Here is a 17,137-nt window from a genome sequence, read left to right as displayed (position 1 = left end):
GAACCTGCGGCACCTGCGGGGCTTGAGTCTCCAGCCGGTGGAAGGTCCAGACTCGGCCGTATGGACGACGACGGCCCCGAGCCGCTCACCATCGGACGGCTCTCCGAGCGCACCGGGATGCCGGTGCGCACCATCCGCTACTGGTCCGACGTCGGCGCGCTGCCGCCGGCGGGCCGTACCGAGGGCGGCTACCGCCTCTACGACGCCGCGTCCGTGGCCCGGCTGGAGCTGATCCGCACGCTGCGGGAGCTGGGGCTCGGACTGGAGGACGTGCGCCGGATCCTGGAGCGGGAGACCACCGTCGCCGCCGTCGCCGCCGTTCACGTCAAGGCGCTGGACGCGCAGATCCGCACGCTGCTGCTACGGCGCGCGGTGCTCGGCACCGTGGCCAGGCGGCGGTCCGGCACGGAGGAGACGAAACTGTTGAACGATCTCGCACGGTTGTCCGCCGACGAGCGCAGGCGGATCATCGAGGACTTCGTGGCCGAGGTCTTCGGCGGCGTGGACGCCGATCCGGACATCGTCGATCCGGATATCGGGGCGCGGACGCGGCACACGGCCGTGGACCTGCCCGACGATCCCACCCCCGAGCAGGTGGAGGCATGGGTGGAGCTGGCCGGGCTGGTCCGGCGCCCGGACTTCCGGCGGCGGATGCGCGACATGGTGGAGAACGACACCCGGGAACGCGCCGGGGAGGGGCCGCAGCGGGAGTCGGAGGCGTCCGTGTGGTTCGCCAAGAAGATCGTCCGGCTGGTGGGGGAGGCGCGGGAACGCGGCGTGACCCCGGACTCGCCCGAGGCCGCGGGCGTCCTCGACCGGCTCCTGGGAGACATGGACGAGGCGGGGCGGACCGCGGTCCTGCGGCGGCTGGAGACGGGCGTGTACTCCGAGGCCGAGCACTACCGCCGGCTGGTGGCCGTCGTCAGGGGCCGGCCGCCCAAGCCGTCCCACGGAGAGGACTTCGCCTGGCTGGCCGGCGCGCTGCGCGCCCGCGCCTGAACCGGAGCTGCGCGTCCGCTCTCGAGGGCGACGCCCCGCTGTCCCGTGCCTGAACCGGCGTTCTTCCCGCCCGCTCCCGGACGGAGCCGATTACGATCACCGGGCATGACCGCGCTTCCCGCAGAAGTCCTCGCCGTCACCGACCGCTACCTCGCCCTCGCCGACACCCATGCGCCGGGGCTCGTCGACGGGTTCTACCTCGTCGGATCGCTGGCCCTCGACGACTACCGCCCCGGACGGAGCGACATCGACTTCGTCGCCCGGATGTCCGCCGAGCCCACCGGGGAGCAGGTCGCCGCCCTCGGCCGCGCGCACGCGGAGCTGGCCCCGCCGATGCCCTTCGACGGCGTCTACGTGACGGCCGCCGACCTGCGCGACGACTCCGGCCGGTGCGGCGCGCGGCCGTACGCCTTCGAGGGGGCGTTCAAGGTCGGCGAGTGCTTCGAGACCAACCCCGCCGTCTGGCGGACCCTCGCCCAGTGCCCCGTCGTCCTGCGCGGTGGGCCCCCGCACGTCCACACCGACCCGGAGCGGCTGGCCGGGTGGACCCGCGGCAACCTGCGCGATTACTGGCGCGGCTGGCGCGAGCTGATCGCCGTGAGCACCCCGGAGCAGGTCGACGACCACTCCGTGGTGTGGACCGTGCTCGGCACGACCCGCCTGTGCCACACCCTCGCCACCGGGCTGGTCACCTCCAAGAGCGGCGCGGGCCGGTGGGCGCAGGAGGAGTTCGGCCCGCTCCCGATCCTCGCTGAGGCGCTGCGCCTGCGCGCGGGGGACGGCTCCGCCTACCCCGGAGCCGCCGAGCGCCGTCAGGACCTGCTCGACTATCTGGACGGGCTCTTCGCCCGTTTCGAGATCGAGCCGTGAGGGCCGCCGCTCACGCCGAGGGGCGGAAGGCCCTGCGGTAGGCCGAGGGGGAGGTGCGCATCGCCCGGGTGAAGTGGTGGCGGAAGGTCACCGGGCTGTCGAAGCCGACCGCGGCGGCGATCTCCTCGACCGGCGCGGCGGTGGACTCCAGCAGGGCGAGGCTGGCCGCGACCCGCTGGGAGATCACCCAGCGCAGCGGGCTGGTCCCGGTCTGGCGGCTGAAATGCCTGATGAAGGTGCGCTGCGACATGTGCGCGACCCTCGCCAGATCGGCGACCGCGATGGGCCCGGCCAGGTGGTCGAGGGCCCAGGCCATCGCGGCGGCCACCGCGTCGTCGTCCTCCACCGGGGCGACGGCCGCCTGGACGAACTGCGCCTGCCCGCCCTCCCGGTGCGGCGGGATGACCAGCCGCCGCGCGACCGTGTTGGCCACGCCCGGCCCGTGGTCCTTGCGCACGAGGTGGAGCAGCAGGTCGAGCCCGGCCGCGCTGCCCGCGCTGGTCAGCACGTCGTCGCCGTCCACGTAGAGCACGTCCGGATTCACCCGCACCCGGGGGAACCTCTCCTGGAGCAGGCCGGCGTACTTCCAGTGGGTCGTCGCCTCCCGCCCGTCCAGCAGCCCGGCGGCGGCCAGCGCGAACGCCCCCGAGCAGATCGAGACGACCCGGGCACCGCGGTCGTGCGCCGCCCGAAGCGCGGCCGTCACCGCCGGGGAGACCCCGCCCCGCACATCCGGAACCCCCGGGACGATCACCGTGTCGGCCGCGGCGAGAACGTCCAGGCCGTGCTCGGCGCGCATGCTGAAGCCGCCCACGACCCGCAGGTCGTCGCGGGTCTCGGCGCAGACGGCCAGCTCGTACCAGGACGCGTCCAGCTCGGGACGGGGAATGCCGAAGATCTCCACGACGCACCCCAGCTCGAAGGGAGCCATGCCGTCGAAGGCGAGCACGGAGACGGTACGGCGCGCGGCGCGCGGCACGGGGAGCGGGAGCAGCATGGCGAAATCTTAGCGATAAGCGGCATTCACGCCACTGTTGAGCGCCCACCGGGTCCGGGCACCATTTCTTCCGTCACCGCCGCTCACGAGTGACCGGCCCCGCCAGACGAGCAGATCCGCCCGACCCGACCGGCCCCGCCAGACGAGCAGATCCGCCCGACCCGACCCGAGCGATCCGACCGATCCAGCCGATTCCCGCCCGAACTGACCGATCCGACCGACTCCCGACCGAGAGGCCACCCGAGATGTCCGCCACCCCCGCTGTCGCTCCTGCCGCCCCCGCCGTTCCCGCCGCCTCCGCGGCTCCCGCCGTCCCCGTCTCCGGCGCCGTCGCCGCGGTCCCCGCCGCGGACAACGCCGCCGCGCTCGCCCACTTCGCCGCCCGGCTGGCGTTCGAGACCGACGTGTCCGACGTCGCCGCCGACCTGGCCGCCGGGGTCCCGGGCATCGTGGTGATCGACTCCCGCAGTGAGGAGAGCTGGAACCAGGGCCACATCGAGGGCGCCGTCCACCTGCCCACCGCCCGGATCGCCGCCCGCGCCGCCGAGGTGGTCCCGGCGGGGGCGACCGTGGTGACCTACTGCTGGGGCCCGGGCTGCAACGGCGCCACCCGCGCCGCGCTGGAGTTCGCCAAGCTCGGCTACCCGGTCAAGGAGATGCTGGGCGGCTTCGAGTACTGGGCCCGCGAAGGCTTCCCGATCGAGACCGCGAGCGGCGTCTCCCACCGCCCGATCGACCCCCTGACCGCCCCCGTCTCCGGCATCGCCTGCGCCTGCTGATCACCGCGCCCCAGCCGATCCCGGGACGGGCTCACGACTCCCGGGACGGGCTCACGACGGGATCGGGACGTGGACCGGGTCGAGGCCCTCGGGGGCCTTGCCGGGGTGGACGCCGCTGAGCATGGAGGCCACCGTGTACAGGTGCCAGGCCGTACCCGGCTTCTTGACCACCGGGTCGGCGAAGAGCTTGCGCACCTCGTCCGGCTTCACGATGGGGGCCAGTAGGTCGAGGTGGTCCAGGACGTGGTCGCGGAGCACGGCGCTGAGCGTCTCTCCCGGACTGGTCCGCCAGCTCCAGCCGCCCCCGGTCTTCGGCGCGGTGAGGAACTCCGGCCTGCGCTGCCAGGGGTAGTACTTCCGGTCGGCGGTGAAACGCCACGGCTTGCCCTCGATCGGCACGTTCCGCAGCCGCGGGGCGAACGTCGTGATCAGCTCGTGGATGACCTCCTCCGACAGCCGCCACGACTGGTCGAGGCTGAGCGCGGCCCGGACCACCCGGTTGTCGAGGAACGGGCGGACCGGGTCGCCCCGGCGCAGCGAGCCCGCCCGCGCGCTGGCCTGCCAGCGGCCGACCTTGTACCAGACGTACATGTGGTCGAGCGCCTCCATGGCGTCGGCCCGCTCCTGCCACGGCCGCGCCAGCTCGCGCGCGTGCTCGTTGGCGGCGTCGGTGAACAGCGGGACGTCCTTCAGGAAGAAGGTCGTGTCGATCCTGCGGCGCAGCGCCTTGGGGCTCAGGTCGCTCTGGAGCAGCAGCAGGCTCCCGGCCCGCAGGGTCTCCCCGCTCTGCCCGGACATGGTCGGCTTGGCGCTGTAGGGCAGGTAGGTGACGATCGACTCGTAGGCCGAGGTCATGCCCTCGCAGGTGCGCAGCGTCTCGTAGGCGCGCATCAGCGGGTGCTCCACCACGACCGCGTCCTTCTTCTCGGCGCGGGCCGGGGGGATCACCGTGTGCTCGACGCCGAGCGCGCGGGCGATCATCCTGGCGATCACCACGTCCGGGTGGTCGTCGAGCCCGTTCGTCGTCGCCCGGAACGGGACGCCGGCGGCGTGCAGCAGCGCCGCCAGGACACGGGTGTCCCGGCCGCCGGTCAGCGCCAGGTTCACCGGCTCGCCCGCCTCGCGCAGCGGTGCGACGGTGGCCAGCAGCGCCTCGGCCAGCTCCCCGATGAGCGCCTTCTTCCGGCGGCCGGAGGCGGGCGCGGGCCCGGCGGCGGGGAGCGGGGTCTCGGTGACCGTACGGCGGCCGCCCCGGACGGTGATCGTCGCAGACGGAGGCAGCGCGCTCACCCCGGCGTAGGGCGTCTCGTCGGAGACGAAGAACCCCTGGCGGATCATCGTCTGCAGGGCGAGCACGTCCCACTCGACCCGGTCGCCGCCGCAGGCCAGATGGACCAGGAGCGCCCGGCTGCCGATCACGTGGAGCTCGGGGGTCTCGGCGTGGAAGACCGGGCAGACCCGGTTGATCGCGGTGGCGGCGGAGAGCTCGTCCCCGGTCGCCCGGAACACCGAGAAGCACCCGCCCACCGCGTCGGTGCGGAGCCCGGCCGCGTGCGCGAGCCCCTCCACGTCCCGGGGCTCGGCCAGGTGGCCGTTGATCCCGGCCGCCCGATCGGCCCCGGTGACCAGCAGCGGAGGCTGCCGGGAATCGTCGGGCTCGTTGGTCCAGGCGAACAGGGAGATGCTGGGGCGGTGCCACTCGCGACCCCGGATGACCTCGGCGGGGACCGGGAAGGCGGCCTCGATCGCGCCCCTGACGGTGTGCAGCACCGCGTCGGGAATCGCCGCGGCCGGGTCCTTGGCCGCCAGGCCGAGATAAACGCGCATGGTCATGGATCTTATGTCGCGTTTCTTTGGGACAAGACGGAACGGGAAAGGAATGATTACCCGTATGAACGAGATGTTGTCGCGTGCTGCCGACCGTACGGTGGACGTGGTCCGCGGGATCCGGGAGGACCAGTACGACCTGCCGACCCCCTGCTCCGAGTACGACGTCCGGACTCTGCTCGGTCACCTGTCCTGGGTGGCGCTGCTGTTCGAGGCGCTGGCCCGCAAGGAGCCCATGCCGCCCGAGGACAACGAGCCCGATGCCCTGGAGACCCGGGTACGGGGCATGGTCGAGGGCTGGTCCCACCAGGAGGCGTTCGAGGGGGAGAGCCCCATGATGCAGCTCCCCATGACCGTGGTCTTCCAGATGGGCCTGGGCGACCTGGTCTTCCACGGGTGGGACCTGGCCCGGGCCACCGGGCAGGACTACGAGGTGGACCCCGACACCGCCGAGGCCATGCGGATCTACGTCGAGCAGATGGCGCCGATGGCGCGGCAGAACGGGGTCTTCGGCGACGAGGTCGCCGTGCCGGAGGACGCCCCGGCGTTCGACCGGGCCCTCGGGCTGACGGGACGGGACCCGGCCTGGAAACCCTGATCACGCGTCGGGCACGGTTGGCGCTCGCTTGGGTCAAGGACTGAGCCGGTTCCGCGAGGGCGTCGTCGTAGGGGATGACACGCATCCTACGGAGGCGCGACATGAAGACTTCCCCCCAGACATGTCACCGGACAGGCCCGCGGACCCGACCGCGGACACGGCGGACGCAGCGGGCGCGTCCGATCCTCATCGCTCTCGCCGTGATCGCCCTGTTGCTCTCCGCCGTCGCCTGCGGCGGCGGAGGGATGGACGGCGGGGACACCAGACCCGCCGACGGACCGGCGAACCAGGGCCGGGGCGCGCCGTCCCCCGACGGGGGCGGGCGTTACGCCTCCGGGCAGAAAGACGCCTCCACCGGCCGGGAGGACGAGGAAGCCCCCGCCGCCGGGGAGGACCGGGCCGCCGCCGAGCAGGAGGACCGGGACACCACCGCGGAACAGGTGTCCACGTTCGCCCTCGACGTGGACACCGCCTCCTACGGTTACGCCAGGCGGACCCTGCAGGAGGGCCGCATGCCCGACCCGGCCCACATCCGCCCGGAGGAGTTCGTCAACTCCTTCCGGCAGGACTACGAGGAACCCGGGGACGACGGTTTCTCCGTCCACCTCGACGGCGCCCGGACGCCCGAGAACGGCACCGCCCTGCTCCGGGTCGGCCTGCAGACCCGCCGGGACGACCCGGAGGCCCGGCGTCCGGCGAGCCTGACCTTCGTGGTGGACGTGTCCGGCTCGATGGCCGAGCCCGGCCGCCTCGACCTGGTCAGGGAAGCCCTGCACAAGCTCGTCGACCAGCTGGGGCCGGGAGACCAGATCTCGATCGTCACCTTCAGCGACGAGGCCGAGCTGGTCCTCCCGATGACCCCGGCGACGGATCGGGAGACGCTGCACGGGGCCGTGGAGCGGCTGGCCGTACAGGGCTCGACGAATCTGGAGGCGGGCCTGACCACCGGCTACGCCGAGGCGTCCCGCGCGTTCCGGTCGATGGCCACCAACCGGGTCATCCTGCTCTCCGACGGCCTGGCCAACACCGGCGAAACGAGCTGGCAGGGCATCCTGGACCGGGTCGCGGAGTCCGCGGGCAGGCAGATCACCCTGCTCTGCGTGGGCGTCGGCCGGGAGTACGGCGACCGGCTCATGGAGCAGCTCGCCGACAACGGCGACGGCGCCGCGGTGTACGTCAGCTCGGTCGAGGACGCGCGCAAGGTCTTCGTCGAGCGCCTGGGCACCACCCTCGACCTGCGGGCCCGCGACGCCAAGGCGCAGGTCGTGTTCAACCCCGCGGTGGTGGAGTCCTATCACCTCATCGGCTACGAGAACCGCGCGCTGGCGGCCGAGGACTTCCGTGACGACGCCAAGGACGGCGGTGAGATCGGCCCCGGCCACTCGGTGACGGCCCTGTACCGGGTACGGCTGCGCAGCGGCGCCTCCGGCCAGCTGGCCACCGCGACGGTGCGCTGGCAGGACCCCGACACCCGCCGGCCCGCCGAGGCCGGCAGGTCGCTGGAGACCCGGGCCCTGGCCGGGTCCCCCTGGGAGGGGACCTCGCCGAGGTTCCAGGTGGACGTGGTGGCGGCGACGTTCGCCGAGTATCTCCGCACCCGCGAGCCGCTCACCGGCGTCGGCCTCCTGGACCTCCCCGGGCACGCCACCCGCCTGGCCGCGGCGACCGAGGACCCCATGGTGACCGAGCTGGCCGACCTGATCGGCCGGGCCACGGCACTCGGTTAAGAGCGCCGGCCACGACCTGGCACCACCCGGCCGGGCGGGATCCCGGGGTCTCATCGCGGACGGCTCCCGCGATGAGACCCCGGGCCGGTTCCTCCCGGAGCGGGAACGCCGGTCAGGATCGGCCCGACGGTTACGGGGTGCGGGCCGTTGTCCTATACACTGGCGGGGTGCCGCAGGGGTGAACGCCGCGACGGGCACATAAGGGGCTATGGCGCAGTTGGTAGCGCGCTTCCATGGCATGGAAGAGGTCTGGGGTTCGAATCCCCATAGCTCCACCCACGTCGCGTCACTCCACCACCGCCCGTCAAGGGCGGTGGTGGAGTGACGCCGAGGTCCTTTCAACGGCGGTGTCCTCCGGGATGCCGCCGTTTCGCGTCTCTGAGAGGGCGGTTCGCGAGTTGCCGCCCGGACCGGGGAGTGCGTCAGGTGGTGCCCAAGGTCCATCGTTGGTTGTCGCCGCCCCAGCAGGAGTAGAGCTGGAGGCGGGTGCCGTTGCCCGTCCCGGCGGCGTCCAGGCACAACCCCGACTGCACACCGGTGATCGTCCCGTCCGGGTTGACGCGCCACTTCTGGTTGGCGCCACCCCAGCAGGAGTAGATCTGGATCCGGGCCCCGTTGCCGGTACCCGCCGCGTCGAGGCATTTGCTGCCGAAAACGCGCAGCTCCTGGGATGAGGTGAGGGTCCACCGCTGGTTGGTGCCGCCATGGCAGTCCCAGAGCTGGAGCTGCGTGCCGTCAGCGGTGCTCGAGTTCGGCACGTCCAGACAGCGTCCGGAGGCGACGCCCCTGATCTGGCGGCTACCGGCAGGGGTGGGCGTCGGTGTGGGCGTGGCGCCGGTGCTGTCGAGGCCGAAGAACCGGATCGCGTGGACGGCCATCCCGGGGTGCGGCAGGTTGTGCCCGGCTCCGCTGATGGTGTAGGCCTCGACCTGGCCGGACCCGTAGATCCTCCGCGTCCAGCCCGCTTGCGGGCTGGTGGTCGAGGTGGGAGTCTGGCTCACCCCGTGCACGTTGGTCCACTGGTCGGCCTCCTTCTGCAACATGCTGAAGTTCAGCACGTCGTCCGCGGTGCCGTGCCAGGCCATCAGCCGGGGCCGGGGACCGGTGTAGCCCGGGTAGGCGTTGCGGACCAGGTCGCCCCACTGCTGCGGTGTCCGGTCGCTGCAACCGGGTGGGCCGAGGCAGCCGAAGGGCACACCGGCGAAGGGGGCGCCGGCCTTGAAGACGTCGGGATAGGTGGCGAGCAGGTTGACGGTCTCCATCGCGCCGGAGGAGAAACCGGTGGCGAACACCCTCGCGGAGTCACCGTTGTGGCGCTGCACGACGTAGTTCACCATCGACACGATCGAAACGGGGTCACTGCCGCCCCCGTGCCGGAGCGCTTCGTTCGACCACACGTCGAAGCAGTTCGACAGGCCGTTGGCGCTCTTGTTGGCCTGCGGATAGATGACGATGAAGCCGTACCGGTCGGCCAGGGACGCGAACTCCGTCTGCTGGTGGAAGTGGGTCGCCCGGCCGTTGCAGCCGTGCATCGCCACCAGGATGCCGGGGCGCGCGGCCACGTTGTCGGGGACGTAGAGATGCATCTGGAGGTTGCCGGGGTTCACTCCGAAGTCGCCGATCTGGGTCAGCGTCGCCGCCCTCGCCTTGGGTGCCAGGGCGACGAGACCGGCCAGGATGGTGATCACCACAGCGGCCACCGCGGAGATCACCGTCCCGGCTCCGATCGGCACCGGCTGGTGCCGTCTCATGATCCGACCCCCTAGCCCCGGTTCCAGGTCCACTTCTGGTTGTTGCCGCCCCAGCAGGAGTAGAGCTGGAGCAGGGCGCCGTTGCCCGTTCCGGCGGCGTCCAGGCACAACCCCGACTGCACGCCGACGATGGAGCCGTCTGAGTTGAGGCGCCACTTCTGGTTGTTACCGCCCCAGCAGGAGTAGATCTGCACCTTGGCGCCGTTGCCGGTTCCGGCGGCGTCCAGGCACTTGTTGCCGTAGACGCGGATCTCCTGTGCGGAGGTGGAGGACCACTGCTGGTTGGAGTTGGAGTGGCAGTCCCACAGCTGGAGCTGCGTGCCGTCGGTCGTCGTGGCGTTCGGCACGTCCACGCACCGCCCGGATGCCACCCCCCGGATCTGTCCCGAGCCACCGGGGTTCTGCGTGGGTGTCACGGTCGGCGTGGGTGAGGGGTTCGGGTTCGCGTTGTTGAGCGCGTTCAGGACGGAGTTGTACGCGGCCTTCTTGTTGCCGTTGCCGTCGAAGAGCAGCGGGCTGGCGCCGGCGCCGAGCCAGGAGTCGCTGTCGCGGACTCCCCAGACCGTGATGCCGGTACAGCGCGGCACCGCCAGGCAGTCGTTGACGACGTTGGCGTAGGTGGTGGCCGAGCCGCCCTGGATGTCCAGCTCGGTGATCTGCACGTCGACGCCCAGGGCCGCGAAGCTCTGGATGGTCGTGCGGTAGTTGCTGTTGTAGGGGCTGTTGCTGTTGAAGTGCGACTGCAGGCCGACGCAGTCGATCGGCACGCCGCGCTGCTTGAAGTCGCGGACCATGTTGTAGACGCCCTGCGTCTTGGCCCAGTTCCAGTTGTCGATGTTGTAGTCGTTGTAGCACAGCTTGGCGGACGGGTCGGCGGCCCGCGCGGTACGGAAGGCCACCTCGATCCAGTCGTTGCCGGTCCGCTGGAGGTTGGAGTCGCGCCGGCCGCCGGAGTTGCCGTCGGCGTAGGCCTCGTTGACGACGTCCCAGGCGTAGATCTTGCCTCGGTAGTGGCTCATCACGCCGTTGATGTGGTTGATCATCGCCTGGCGGAGGTCGCCGCCGGAGAGCGCCTGCATCCAGCCCGGCTGCTGGGAGTGCCAGGCGAGGGTGTGGCCGCGTACCCGTTTGCCGTTCTGCACCGCCCAGTTGTAGACCCGGTCGCCGGCGCTGAAGTTGAACTGCCCCCGGTTGGGTTCCGTGGCGTCGATCTTCATCTCGTTCTCGGCGGTGATCATGTCGAACTCGCGGTTCGCGATCGTCGTGTACGTCTGGTCGCCCAGCCTGCCGGCGGCGATGGCCGTGCCGAAGTACCGGCCGCTCTGCTGGGCGGCGGCGGCCAGCGTGCTCGCCGCCGCCTCTGCGGGAACTGCCACTATCAGCGCCGCGCCTACGACACTCGCGACGCTCACGGCTCCCACGAGGCCCCGGACGGCGCCGAGACGTTTGTACGCGGATGAAGGTAAAGCCTTCATGCCCATGCCTGACTCCATAGTGAGATCACGGAAGAGGGACATGCGGCAACCCGGCGAACGACGCCGCGCCCCGGATCGCGGGCGCACACCACGGTGGCGTCATGACCGGCGGCCCCGCCGATCACCACATCAGACGGAGCCGACCGCATCGGAGATCAGTGTGGAAACGCAACCGAAACATGTCAACACCTAAGCGAAACTTTCGGAATGATCGACTCGGAACCGATGATCGAGAATCGATGCACTGGAGTCGTAAGATGCCGGTGCGGAGCAAGATGGTAAAAATCCTCCGATATCGACAATGAAAATTTCACACCATATTCGCAAGTTGCGAACAAGGGAGATTGCCTGTACAGGCGAGCGATACCTGTCCGGCGCGGCCGCGCACGGGCCGCAGCCCTCTTGACGGCGTCTGGGTCCGCCGTATTTACTCGCCGCCATCACCACCAAGACGGCGGGGTGTCGAGAGGAGGGTCGCACCGCACATTGTTAGCGCTAACATGGATCCCCGCCCATGGGACGCGCAAGGTCGTCAGGCCTGGGCGACACCACACGCCCAAGGCCGCTCCGTGTACGTCACTCTGCCTTCGCGTGCGAGGCGATCCCTCGTCGACGCCGGACGGGACCGTTGGATGTACTCCGCGACAACGCGCTCAACGGAGTAGGTGGCACCAGATCGCGCAGCTCTCCGCGGGATCTCTCCAAGAGGGAATGTTAGCGATAACACTTGTCCGGGGACGGTGTCTCCGCACCGACGACCACAGGCACCCCCGAGATGCCGACCCGCTGAACGCATGACCGGCAGCCGGTCACCACCCCCCATCTCCCAGGAGCCCCGCATGTCTTTGAGCTGTCGTCAGTTCTTCCAGGCCACAGGCGCGGCCGCCGCGCTCACGGTCACCGGCCAGACGGCCGGCGCATCCCCCGCCCTGGCCGCACCGCCCTCGGTCAGAGCTGAGATCGGTGGCAATGCGCTGCGGTTCCGCAACGTGCGCAACGGCAGGGTGCTCGGCGTCGAGAACATGTCGACCGCCGACAACGGCTCGAGCGACAACCTCTGGAGATTCCTGTGAGGCGCGTGCTCCCGGCTCTCTCGGCTCTGCTCTTCCTGGGTGTGTTCCTCACGGCCCAGGAGGCGTCGGCCGCGACGGTCGACACCAACGCGTGGTACGTCCTGGTCAACCGCAACAGCGGCAAGGCCCTGGACGTCTACAACCTGTCCACCGCCGACGGCGGCCGGATCACCCAGTGGACCCGCAACGACGGCAACCAGCAGCAGTGGCAGTTCGTCGACTCCGGCGGCGGCTACTACCGGCTCAAGTCCCGCCACTCCGGCAAGGTGCTGGACGTCTACAACTTCTCCACCGCCAACGGCGCCGGCGTTGTCCAATGGGCCGACCACAACGGCACCAACCAGCAATGGAGACTCGCTGACTCGGCCGGCGGCCACGTACGACTGATCAACCGCAACAGCGGCAAGGCCCTGGAGGTCCAGAATGCCTCCGCCGTCGACGGCGCCAACATCGTCCAGTACGACGACTGGGGCGGCGGCAACCAGCAATGGCAGCTCGTGAAGGTCGGCGGCACCCCCCAAAACCCGGGTGGGGCCTACACCAACCCGGTCGCCTGGCAGGACTTCGCCGACGGCGACATCATCCGGGTCGGTGACGCCTACTACTACTCGGCCTCGACGATGCACTACTCGCCGGGCGCGCCGATCCTGCGCTCCTACAACCTGGTCGACTGGGAATACGCCGGACATTCGGTCCCGAGACTCGACTTCGGCTCCGGCGCCTACGACCTCACCGGCGGCCGGGCGTACGTGAAGGGCATCTGGGCCTCGACCCTGAACTACCGGCCCGGCAACGGCACCTACTACTGGATCGGCTGCGTCGAGTTCAACCGGACCTACGTTTACACCGCCTCCGCCGTGGACGGCACGTGGACCAAGCGCTCGCAGATCAACAACTGCTACTACGACGCCGGCCTGCTGATCGACAGCAACGACACCATGTACGTCGCCTACGGCAACGGCACCATCAGCGTCGCCCAGCTCTCGGCCGACGGGCTCAGCCAGGTGCGCGCCCAGCAAGTCTTCCAGACCCCGAGCAGCGTCGGCACGCTGGAGGGCGCCCGCTTCTACAAGCGGGGCGACTACTACTACATCTGGCTGACCCGCCCGGCCAACGGCCAGTACGTGCTGCGCTCCACCTCGCCGTGGGGTCCGTACGAGATGCGCCAGGTCCTGCTGGACATGCCCGGCCCGATCTCCGGCGGCGGCGTCCCGCATCAGGGCGGGCTCGTGCAGACCCAGGCCGGCGACTGGTACTACATGTCCTTCGTCGACGCCTACCCCGGCGGCCGGGTCCCGGCACTCGCCCCGATCACCTGGACCAACGACTGGCCGACCGTGCAGACGGTCAACGGCGGCTGGGGCGTGAGCTACCCGCGGCCGAACATCCAGACCAACCGGACGGTGGCCTCGATGATCGGCCCGGACACCTTCACCTCGGGCAGCCTCGGCCACCGGTGGGAGTGGAACCACAACCCCGACACCAGCCGCTTCTCCACCGGCAACGGCCTGCGCCTGCAGACCGCCACGGTCACCGGCGACCTCTACAACGCCCGCAACACCCTGACCCACCGCATCCAGGGCCCGTCCTCGACGGCGACGATCGAGCTCGACTACTCCCAGATGGCCAACGGCGACCGCGCCGGTCTGGCGATGCTGCGCGACCAGTCGGCCTGGATCGGCGTCAAACGCGACAACGGCGCGTACCGGGTCGTGATGACCAACAGGCTGACCATGAACAGCTCGTGGCAGACCACCGGCACCGGTACCGAGGCGGCGAGCGCGAACGTCTCCGGCGGCCGGATCTGGTTGCGGGTCGGTGCCGACATCCGCCCGGGTCCGGGCAGGCAGGCTCGCTTCTCCTACAGCACCGACGGGACGAACTTCATCAGTCTCGGCCCGGCCTTCACGTTGAACAACGCCTGGCAGTTCTTCATGGGCTACCGCTTCGGAATCTTCAACTACGCCACCCAGTCCCTCGGCGGAGCGGTCACCGTGCGCCGCTTCGACCTCACCACCCCCTGACAGAACACGTCGGCACAGGAAGGAGCTCAACTCGGTCACCGCCGAGAACGAGGTGGAGCGGGACGCCACCGAGCCGTTCCGGAACTCCTTCACCTACCCCAACACGACCGGATTGTGAACCACGCGGTCGGGCGCGGCGTGAAGATCCGCGGTCGCGCCCTGCTGTGGCACGCGCAGATGCCCGGCTGGGCGCAGGGCCCTGTCCGGCGCGACCCGATCCGTTGAATCGGATGAATCGGAGCACATTGTGAAATCCAGATCCCTGGCCGTCCTCGCGACGGTCGCCACCTTACTGGCGAGCCTGTTCGTCGCCATGCAGGTTCAGCCCGCCAACGCGGCCACCGTCGACACCAACGCCTGGTACGTCCTGGTCAACCGCAACAGCGGCAAGGCCCTGGACGTCTACAACCTCTCGACCGCCGACGGCGGCCGCATCACCCAGTGGACCAGGAACAACCAGAACCAGCAGCAGTGGCAGTTCGTCGACTCCGGCAACGGCTACTACCGCATCAAGTCCCGCCACTCCGGCAAGGTGCTGGACGTCTACAACTTCTCCACCGCCAACGGCGGATCGATCGTCCAGTGGGCCGACCTCAACGGCAACAACCAGCAGTGGCGGCTGGCCGACAGCCCAGACGGCCATGTGAGGTTCATCTCGCGCCACAGCAACAAGGCCCTGGAGGTCCAGGGCGGCTCCACCGCTGACGGTGCCAACATCGTCCAGTACGACGACTGGGGCGGCGCCAACCAGCAGTGGCAGCTCGTCAAGGTCGACGGCGGCAACCCCGGCACGTGCGATCTTCCGTCGACGTACCGCTGGACATCGACGGGCCCGCTGGCGCAGCCGAGGTCGGGCTGGGTCTCGCTCAAGGACTTCACCATCGCCCCCTACAACGGCAGGCACCTCGTCTACGCGACGACGCACGACACGGGAACGAGATGGGGTTCGATGAACTTCGGCCTCTTCACCAACTGGTCCGACATGGCCTCGGCCAGCCAGAACGCGATGTCTTTCTCCGCTGTCGCGCCCACGCTTTTCTACTTCGCCCCCAAGAACATCTGGGTGCTCGCCTACCAGTGGGGCAGGACCGCCTTCTCCTACCGGACGTCGAGTGACCCCGCCAACCCGAACGGCTGGTCGTCCGAGCAGGTGCTCTTCTCCGGAAGCATCTCCGGCTCCGGAACGGGACCCATCGACCAGACGCTCATCGGTGACGGCACGAACATGTACCTGTTCTTCGCCGGCGACAACGGCAAGATCTACCGGGCTAGTATGCCGATCGGAAATTTCCCGGGGAGTTTCGGCACCACGTCGACGGTGATCATGAGTGACACGACGAACAACCTGTTCGAAGCCGTTCAGGTCTACAAGCTCCAGGGCCAGAACCGATACCTCATGATCGTCGAGGCGATCGGCTCGCAGGGTCGCTACTTCCGCTCGTTCACGGCCACCAGTCTGAACGGTTCGTGGACACCGCAGGCCGCGACGGAGGGCAATCCCTTCGCCGGCAAGGCCAACAGCGGCGCCACCTGGACCAACGACATCAGCCACGGGGAGCTGGTCCGCAGCAACCCCGATCAGACCATGACGGTTGATCCCTGCAATCTGCAGTTGCTCTACCAGGGACGGAGCCCCAACTCCGGCGGCGACTACGGCCTCCTGCCCTACCGGCCCGGTGTGCTGACACTGCAGCGCTGACGGCGTGACGCGGGTCCGGCCGGGGTGGACGACCCGGCCGGGCTCATCTCCCGTGAGGCGCAGCCCGGGCGGGCAACACCCGGCCCACCACGGACGCGCTGCACGGGTGGGTTCACCGATCGATACGCGTCGCCGTACCCGCTCTCAGCCTTAGAACTCACTCGTCTGGGAGATCACCGGCGTCCACCGCGTTCGATGGGCGGATCGGCCAGGCCACCTGGGTGAGCAGGTCGGCCTCGGCGGTCACGGCCGGGTCGTTGAGGTAGGTTTCCCGGGGCGGCCCGGCGATCTCGTGGCCGTGCTCGGTGATCCAGGCGGTCAGGGCGCGATAGGCGGGGGTGATCTCGTCGTGGCGGCCCCGGTGGGTGGTGGCCGCGGCGGTGACCGCGGCCCGCCGGTCGACCCGTACGGGAGAGGCCGCGGCGACGGGTGACGTGATCGGTATGCAGATCTCGATGTCGCCGTCGTTGTCGGCGTCGATGACATCGTGGAGCACCAGGAAGGGGGCGCCGGCCGGGTGCTCGCCGGCTTGCGTGAGGACCTCGACGAGGACGCCGAAGCCCTCGGCGACCCTTGCGCCGGCGCCGGTCAGATCGGTGTGGCGGCGCACCGAGGCCACGGTCTGCGCGGGCAGGGTTTCGACAGTGATCGTGTAGTTCATGAGGCTCTCCTCGCCGTCGATCAATCGGGTGATGGCGGCCAGCATGCGGTCGTGGCGATCGCGCTGCGCCCGCAGGCGTCGCCGGTGCGCGGACAGCAGGACGGAGACGTCCGAGGGGGAGGCGGCCAGCACCCGCTTGATCTCCTCGATCGGCATGTCGAGCGCCCGCAGCCTGCGGATCGTCTCCGCCTTGTCCGTTTGGCTGAGCGCGTAGTAGCGATAGCCGTTGGAGGCGTCGACCTTCGCCGGCCGCAGCAGGCCCAGCTCGTCGTAGAGGCGCAACGCCTTGACCGACAGCCGGGTCATGGCCGAGAACGCACCGATCAGCACCAGCTGAGCCATCGTCAACCCCAATCGCATCCTGGTCCGCTCACCGTCGTCTCTCCCCCCGGGGGAGGGTCAACCTGAAGCAGGTTGAGGAGATCCCGTCCGATCGCCTCGATCGGACGGGATCTCGCCGTTCACCGCGAGAGACCCGGGATCCGGCTCGGCGCGGCCGGGCCTTCACGACGTGTGGTGTGCGACGGGTGAGGGCGTGCGCACGCCACGGACGATCAGATACAGCATGAGGCCGAACTCGGCGGCGGCGGTCGGGAGCGAGACGACATCGCGGACCAGCCCGGGCACGTCGGGCAGCGCGAACGCGATCAACCGGAT

General features: G+C 70.1%; 14 protein-coding genes, 1 tRNA gene and 1 pseudogene. 10 read left to right on the top strand and 6 right to left on the bottom strand.

The genetic code is table 11. The features are described 5' to 3' along the window. The first annotated feature begins 60 nt into the window (after positions 1-60). Positions 61-999 (top strand): helix-turn-helix domain-containing protein, encoded by a 939-nt coding sequence (locus Plo01_RS28825; RefSeq protein ID WP_203893856.1) that lies wholly within the window; start codon positions 61-63, stop codon positions 997-999. A 105-nt stretch (positions 1,000-1,104) separates the two neighbouring features. After that, the gene (locus Plo01_RS28820; protein ID WP_203893855.1) at positions 1,105-1,869 is read left to right on the top strand and encodes a DNA polymerase subunit beta; all 765 of its coding nucleotides are present in this window, start codon (positions 1,105-1,107) and stop codon (positions 1,867-1,869) included. 10 nt (positions 1,870-1,879) lie between these two features. On the opposite strand, the gene Plo01_RS28815 is transcribed toward Plo01_RS28820, so the two are convergent. Further along, positions 1,880-2,866, bottom strand: coding sequence for a helix-turn-helix domain-containing protein (locus tag Plo01_RS28815; RefSeq protein ID WP_203893854.1), 987 nt, complete (start codon positions 2,864-2,866; stop codon positions 1,880-1,882). 245 nt (positions 2,867-3,111) lie between these two features. Here Plo01_RS28815 and Plo01_RS28810 point away from each other — a divergent pair, with 245 nt between their 5' ends. After that, complete coding sequence (locus Plo01_RS28810) at positions 3,112-3,645, top strand: rhodanese-like domain-containing protein (RefSeq protein ID WP_203893853.1); 534 nt, start codon at positions 3,112-3,114, stop codon at positions 3,643-3,645. A gap of 51 nt (positions 3,646-3,696) precedes the next feature. Here Plo01_RS28810 and Plo01_RS28805 read toward each other — a convergent pair whose 3' ends face one another. Next, a complete protein-coding gene (locus tag Plo01_RS28805; protein ID WP_203893852.1) occupies positions 3,697-5,472 on the bottom strand; it encodes an asparagine synthase-related protein in 1,776 nt (591 codons plus the stop codon). A gap of 64 nt (positions 5,473-5,536) precedes the next feature. Between Plo01_RS28805 and Plo01_RS28800 the strand changes: the two genes are divergently transcribed. The 3 genes from Plo01_RS28800 to Plo01_RS28790 all read left to right on the top strand — a co-directional run bounded on the left by Plo01_RS28800 (position 5,537) and on the right by Plo01_RS28790 (position 8,072). Next, entirely contained in the window at positions 5,537-6,070 is a 534-nt protein-coding gene (locus Plo01_RS28800) for a TIGR03086 family metal-binding protein (RefSeq protein WP_203893851.1), read from the top strand. A gap of 200 nt (positions 6,071-6,270) precedes the next feature. Further along, a complete protein-coding gene (locus tag Plo01_RS28795) occupies positions 6,271-7,797 on the top strand; it encodes a vWA domain-containing protein (RefSeq protein WP_239317255.1) in 1,527 nt (508 codons plus the stop codon). A 202-nt stretch (positions 7,798-7,999) separates the two neighbouring features. Then, a tRNA-Ala gene (locus Plo01_RS28790) sits at positions 8,000-8,072 on the top strand. A 147-nt stretch (positions 8,073-8,219) separates the two neighbouring features. Here Plo01_RS28790 and Plo01_RS28785 read toward each other — a convergent pair. Beyond that, positions 8,220-9,548 (bottom strand): extracellular catalytic domain type 1 short-chain-length polyhydroxyalkanoate depolymerase, encoded by a 1,329-nt coding sequence (locus Plo01_RS28785; RefSeq protein ID WP_203893849.1) that lies wholly within the window; start codon positions 9,546-9,548, stop codon positions 8,220-8,222. Between the two features lie 11 nt (positions 9,549-9,559). Further along, on the bottom strand, positions 9,560-10,924 hold the full coding sequence (locus tag Plo01_RS28780; RefSeq protein ID WP_239317253.1) for an endo-1,4-beta-xylanase: 1,365 nt from the start codon (positions 10,922-10,924) through the stop codon (positions 9,560-9,562). Positions 10,925-11,862: 938 nt separating this feature from the next. Here Plo01_RS28780 and Plo01_RS28775 point away from each other — a divergent pair. The 4 genes and pseudogenes from Plo01_RS28775 to Plo01_RS28760 all read left to right on the top strand — a co-directional run bounded on the left by Plo01_RS28775 (position 11,863) and on the right by Plo01_RS28760 (position 15,819). Beyond that, positions 11,863-12,096, top strand: a complete 234-nt coding sequence (locus tag Plo01_RS28775) for a hypothetical protein (protein ID WP_203893847.1) — start codon at positions 11,863-11,865, stop codon at positions 12,094-12,096. After that, positions 12,093-14,120, top strand: coding sequence for a family 43 glycosylhydrolase (locus Plo01_RS28770; RefSeq protein WP_203893846.1), 2,028 nt, complete (start codon positions 12,093-12,095; stop codon positions 14,118-14,120). The genes Plo01_RS28775 and Plo01_RS28770 overlap by 4 nt, the downstream gene beginning before the upstream one ends. 108 nt (positions 14,121-14,228) lie before the next feature. After that, positions 14,229-14,345, top strand: a pseudogene (locus tag Plo01_RS41420) (endo-1,4-beta-xylanase); the annotation flags it as partial. A gap of 88 nt (positions 14,346-14,433) precedes the next feature. Beyond that, a complete protein-coding gene (locus tag Plo01_RS28760) occupies positions 14,434-15,819 on the top strand; it encodes a non-reducing end alpha-L-arabinofuranosidase family hydrolase (protein WP_203893935.1) in 1,386 nt (461 codons plus the stop codon). Positions 15,820-15,976: 157 nt separating this feature from the next. Here Plo01_RS28760 and Plo01_RS28755 read toward each other — a convergent pair whose 3' ends face one another. Continuing rightward, complete coding sequence (locus Plo01_RS28755) at positions 15,977-16,822, bottom strand: MerR family transcriptional regulator (protein WP_203893844.1); 846 nt, start codon at positions 16,820-16,822, stop codon at positions 15,977-15,979. Positions 16,823-16,984: 162 nt separating this feature from the next. Beyond that, positions 16,985-17,131: a hypothetical protein gene (locus Plo01_RS28750; RefSeq protein ID WP_203893843.1), complete on the bottom strand. Its 147-nt coding sequence runs from the start codon at positions 17,129-17,131 to the stop codon at positions 16,985-16,987. Positions 17,132-17,137: the final 6 nt, after the last annotated feature.

The organism is Planobispora longispora, from assembly GCF_016863135.1.
GTDB classification, from domain to species: domain Bacteria; phylum Actinomycetota; class Actinomycetes; order Streptosporangiales; family Streptosporangiaceae; genus Planobispora; species Planobispora longispora.
Note: the sequence above shows the minus strand (reverse complement) of the source record. Positions and strands in the feature narration are given on the sequence as shown.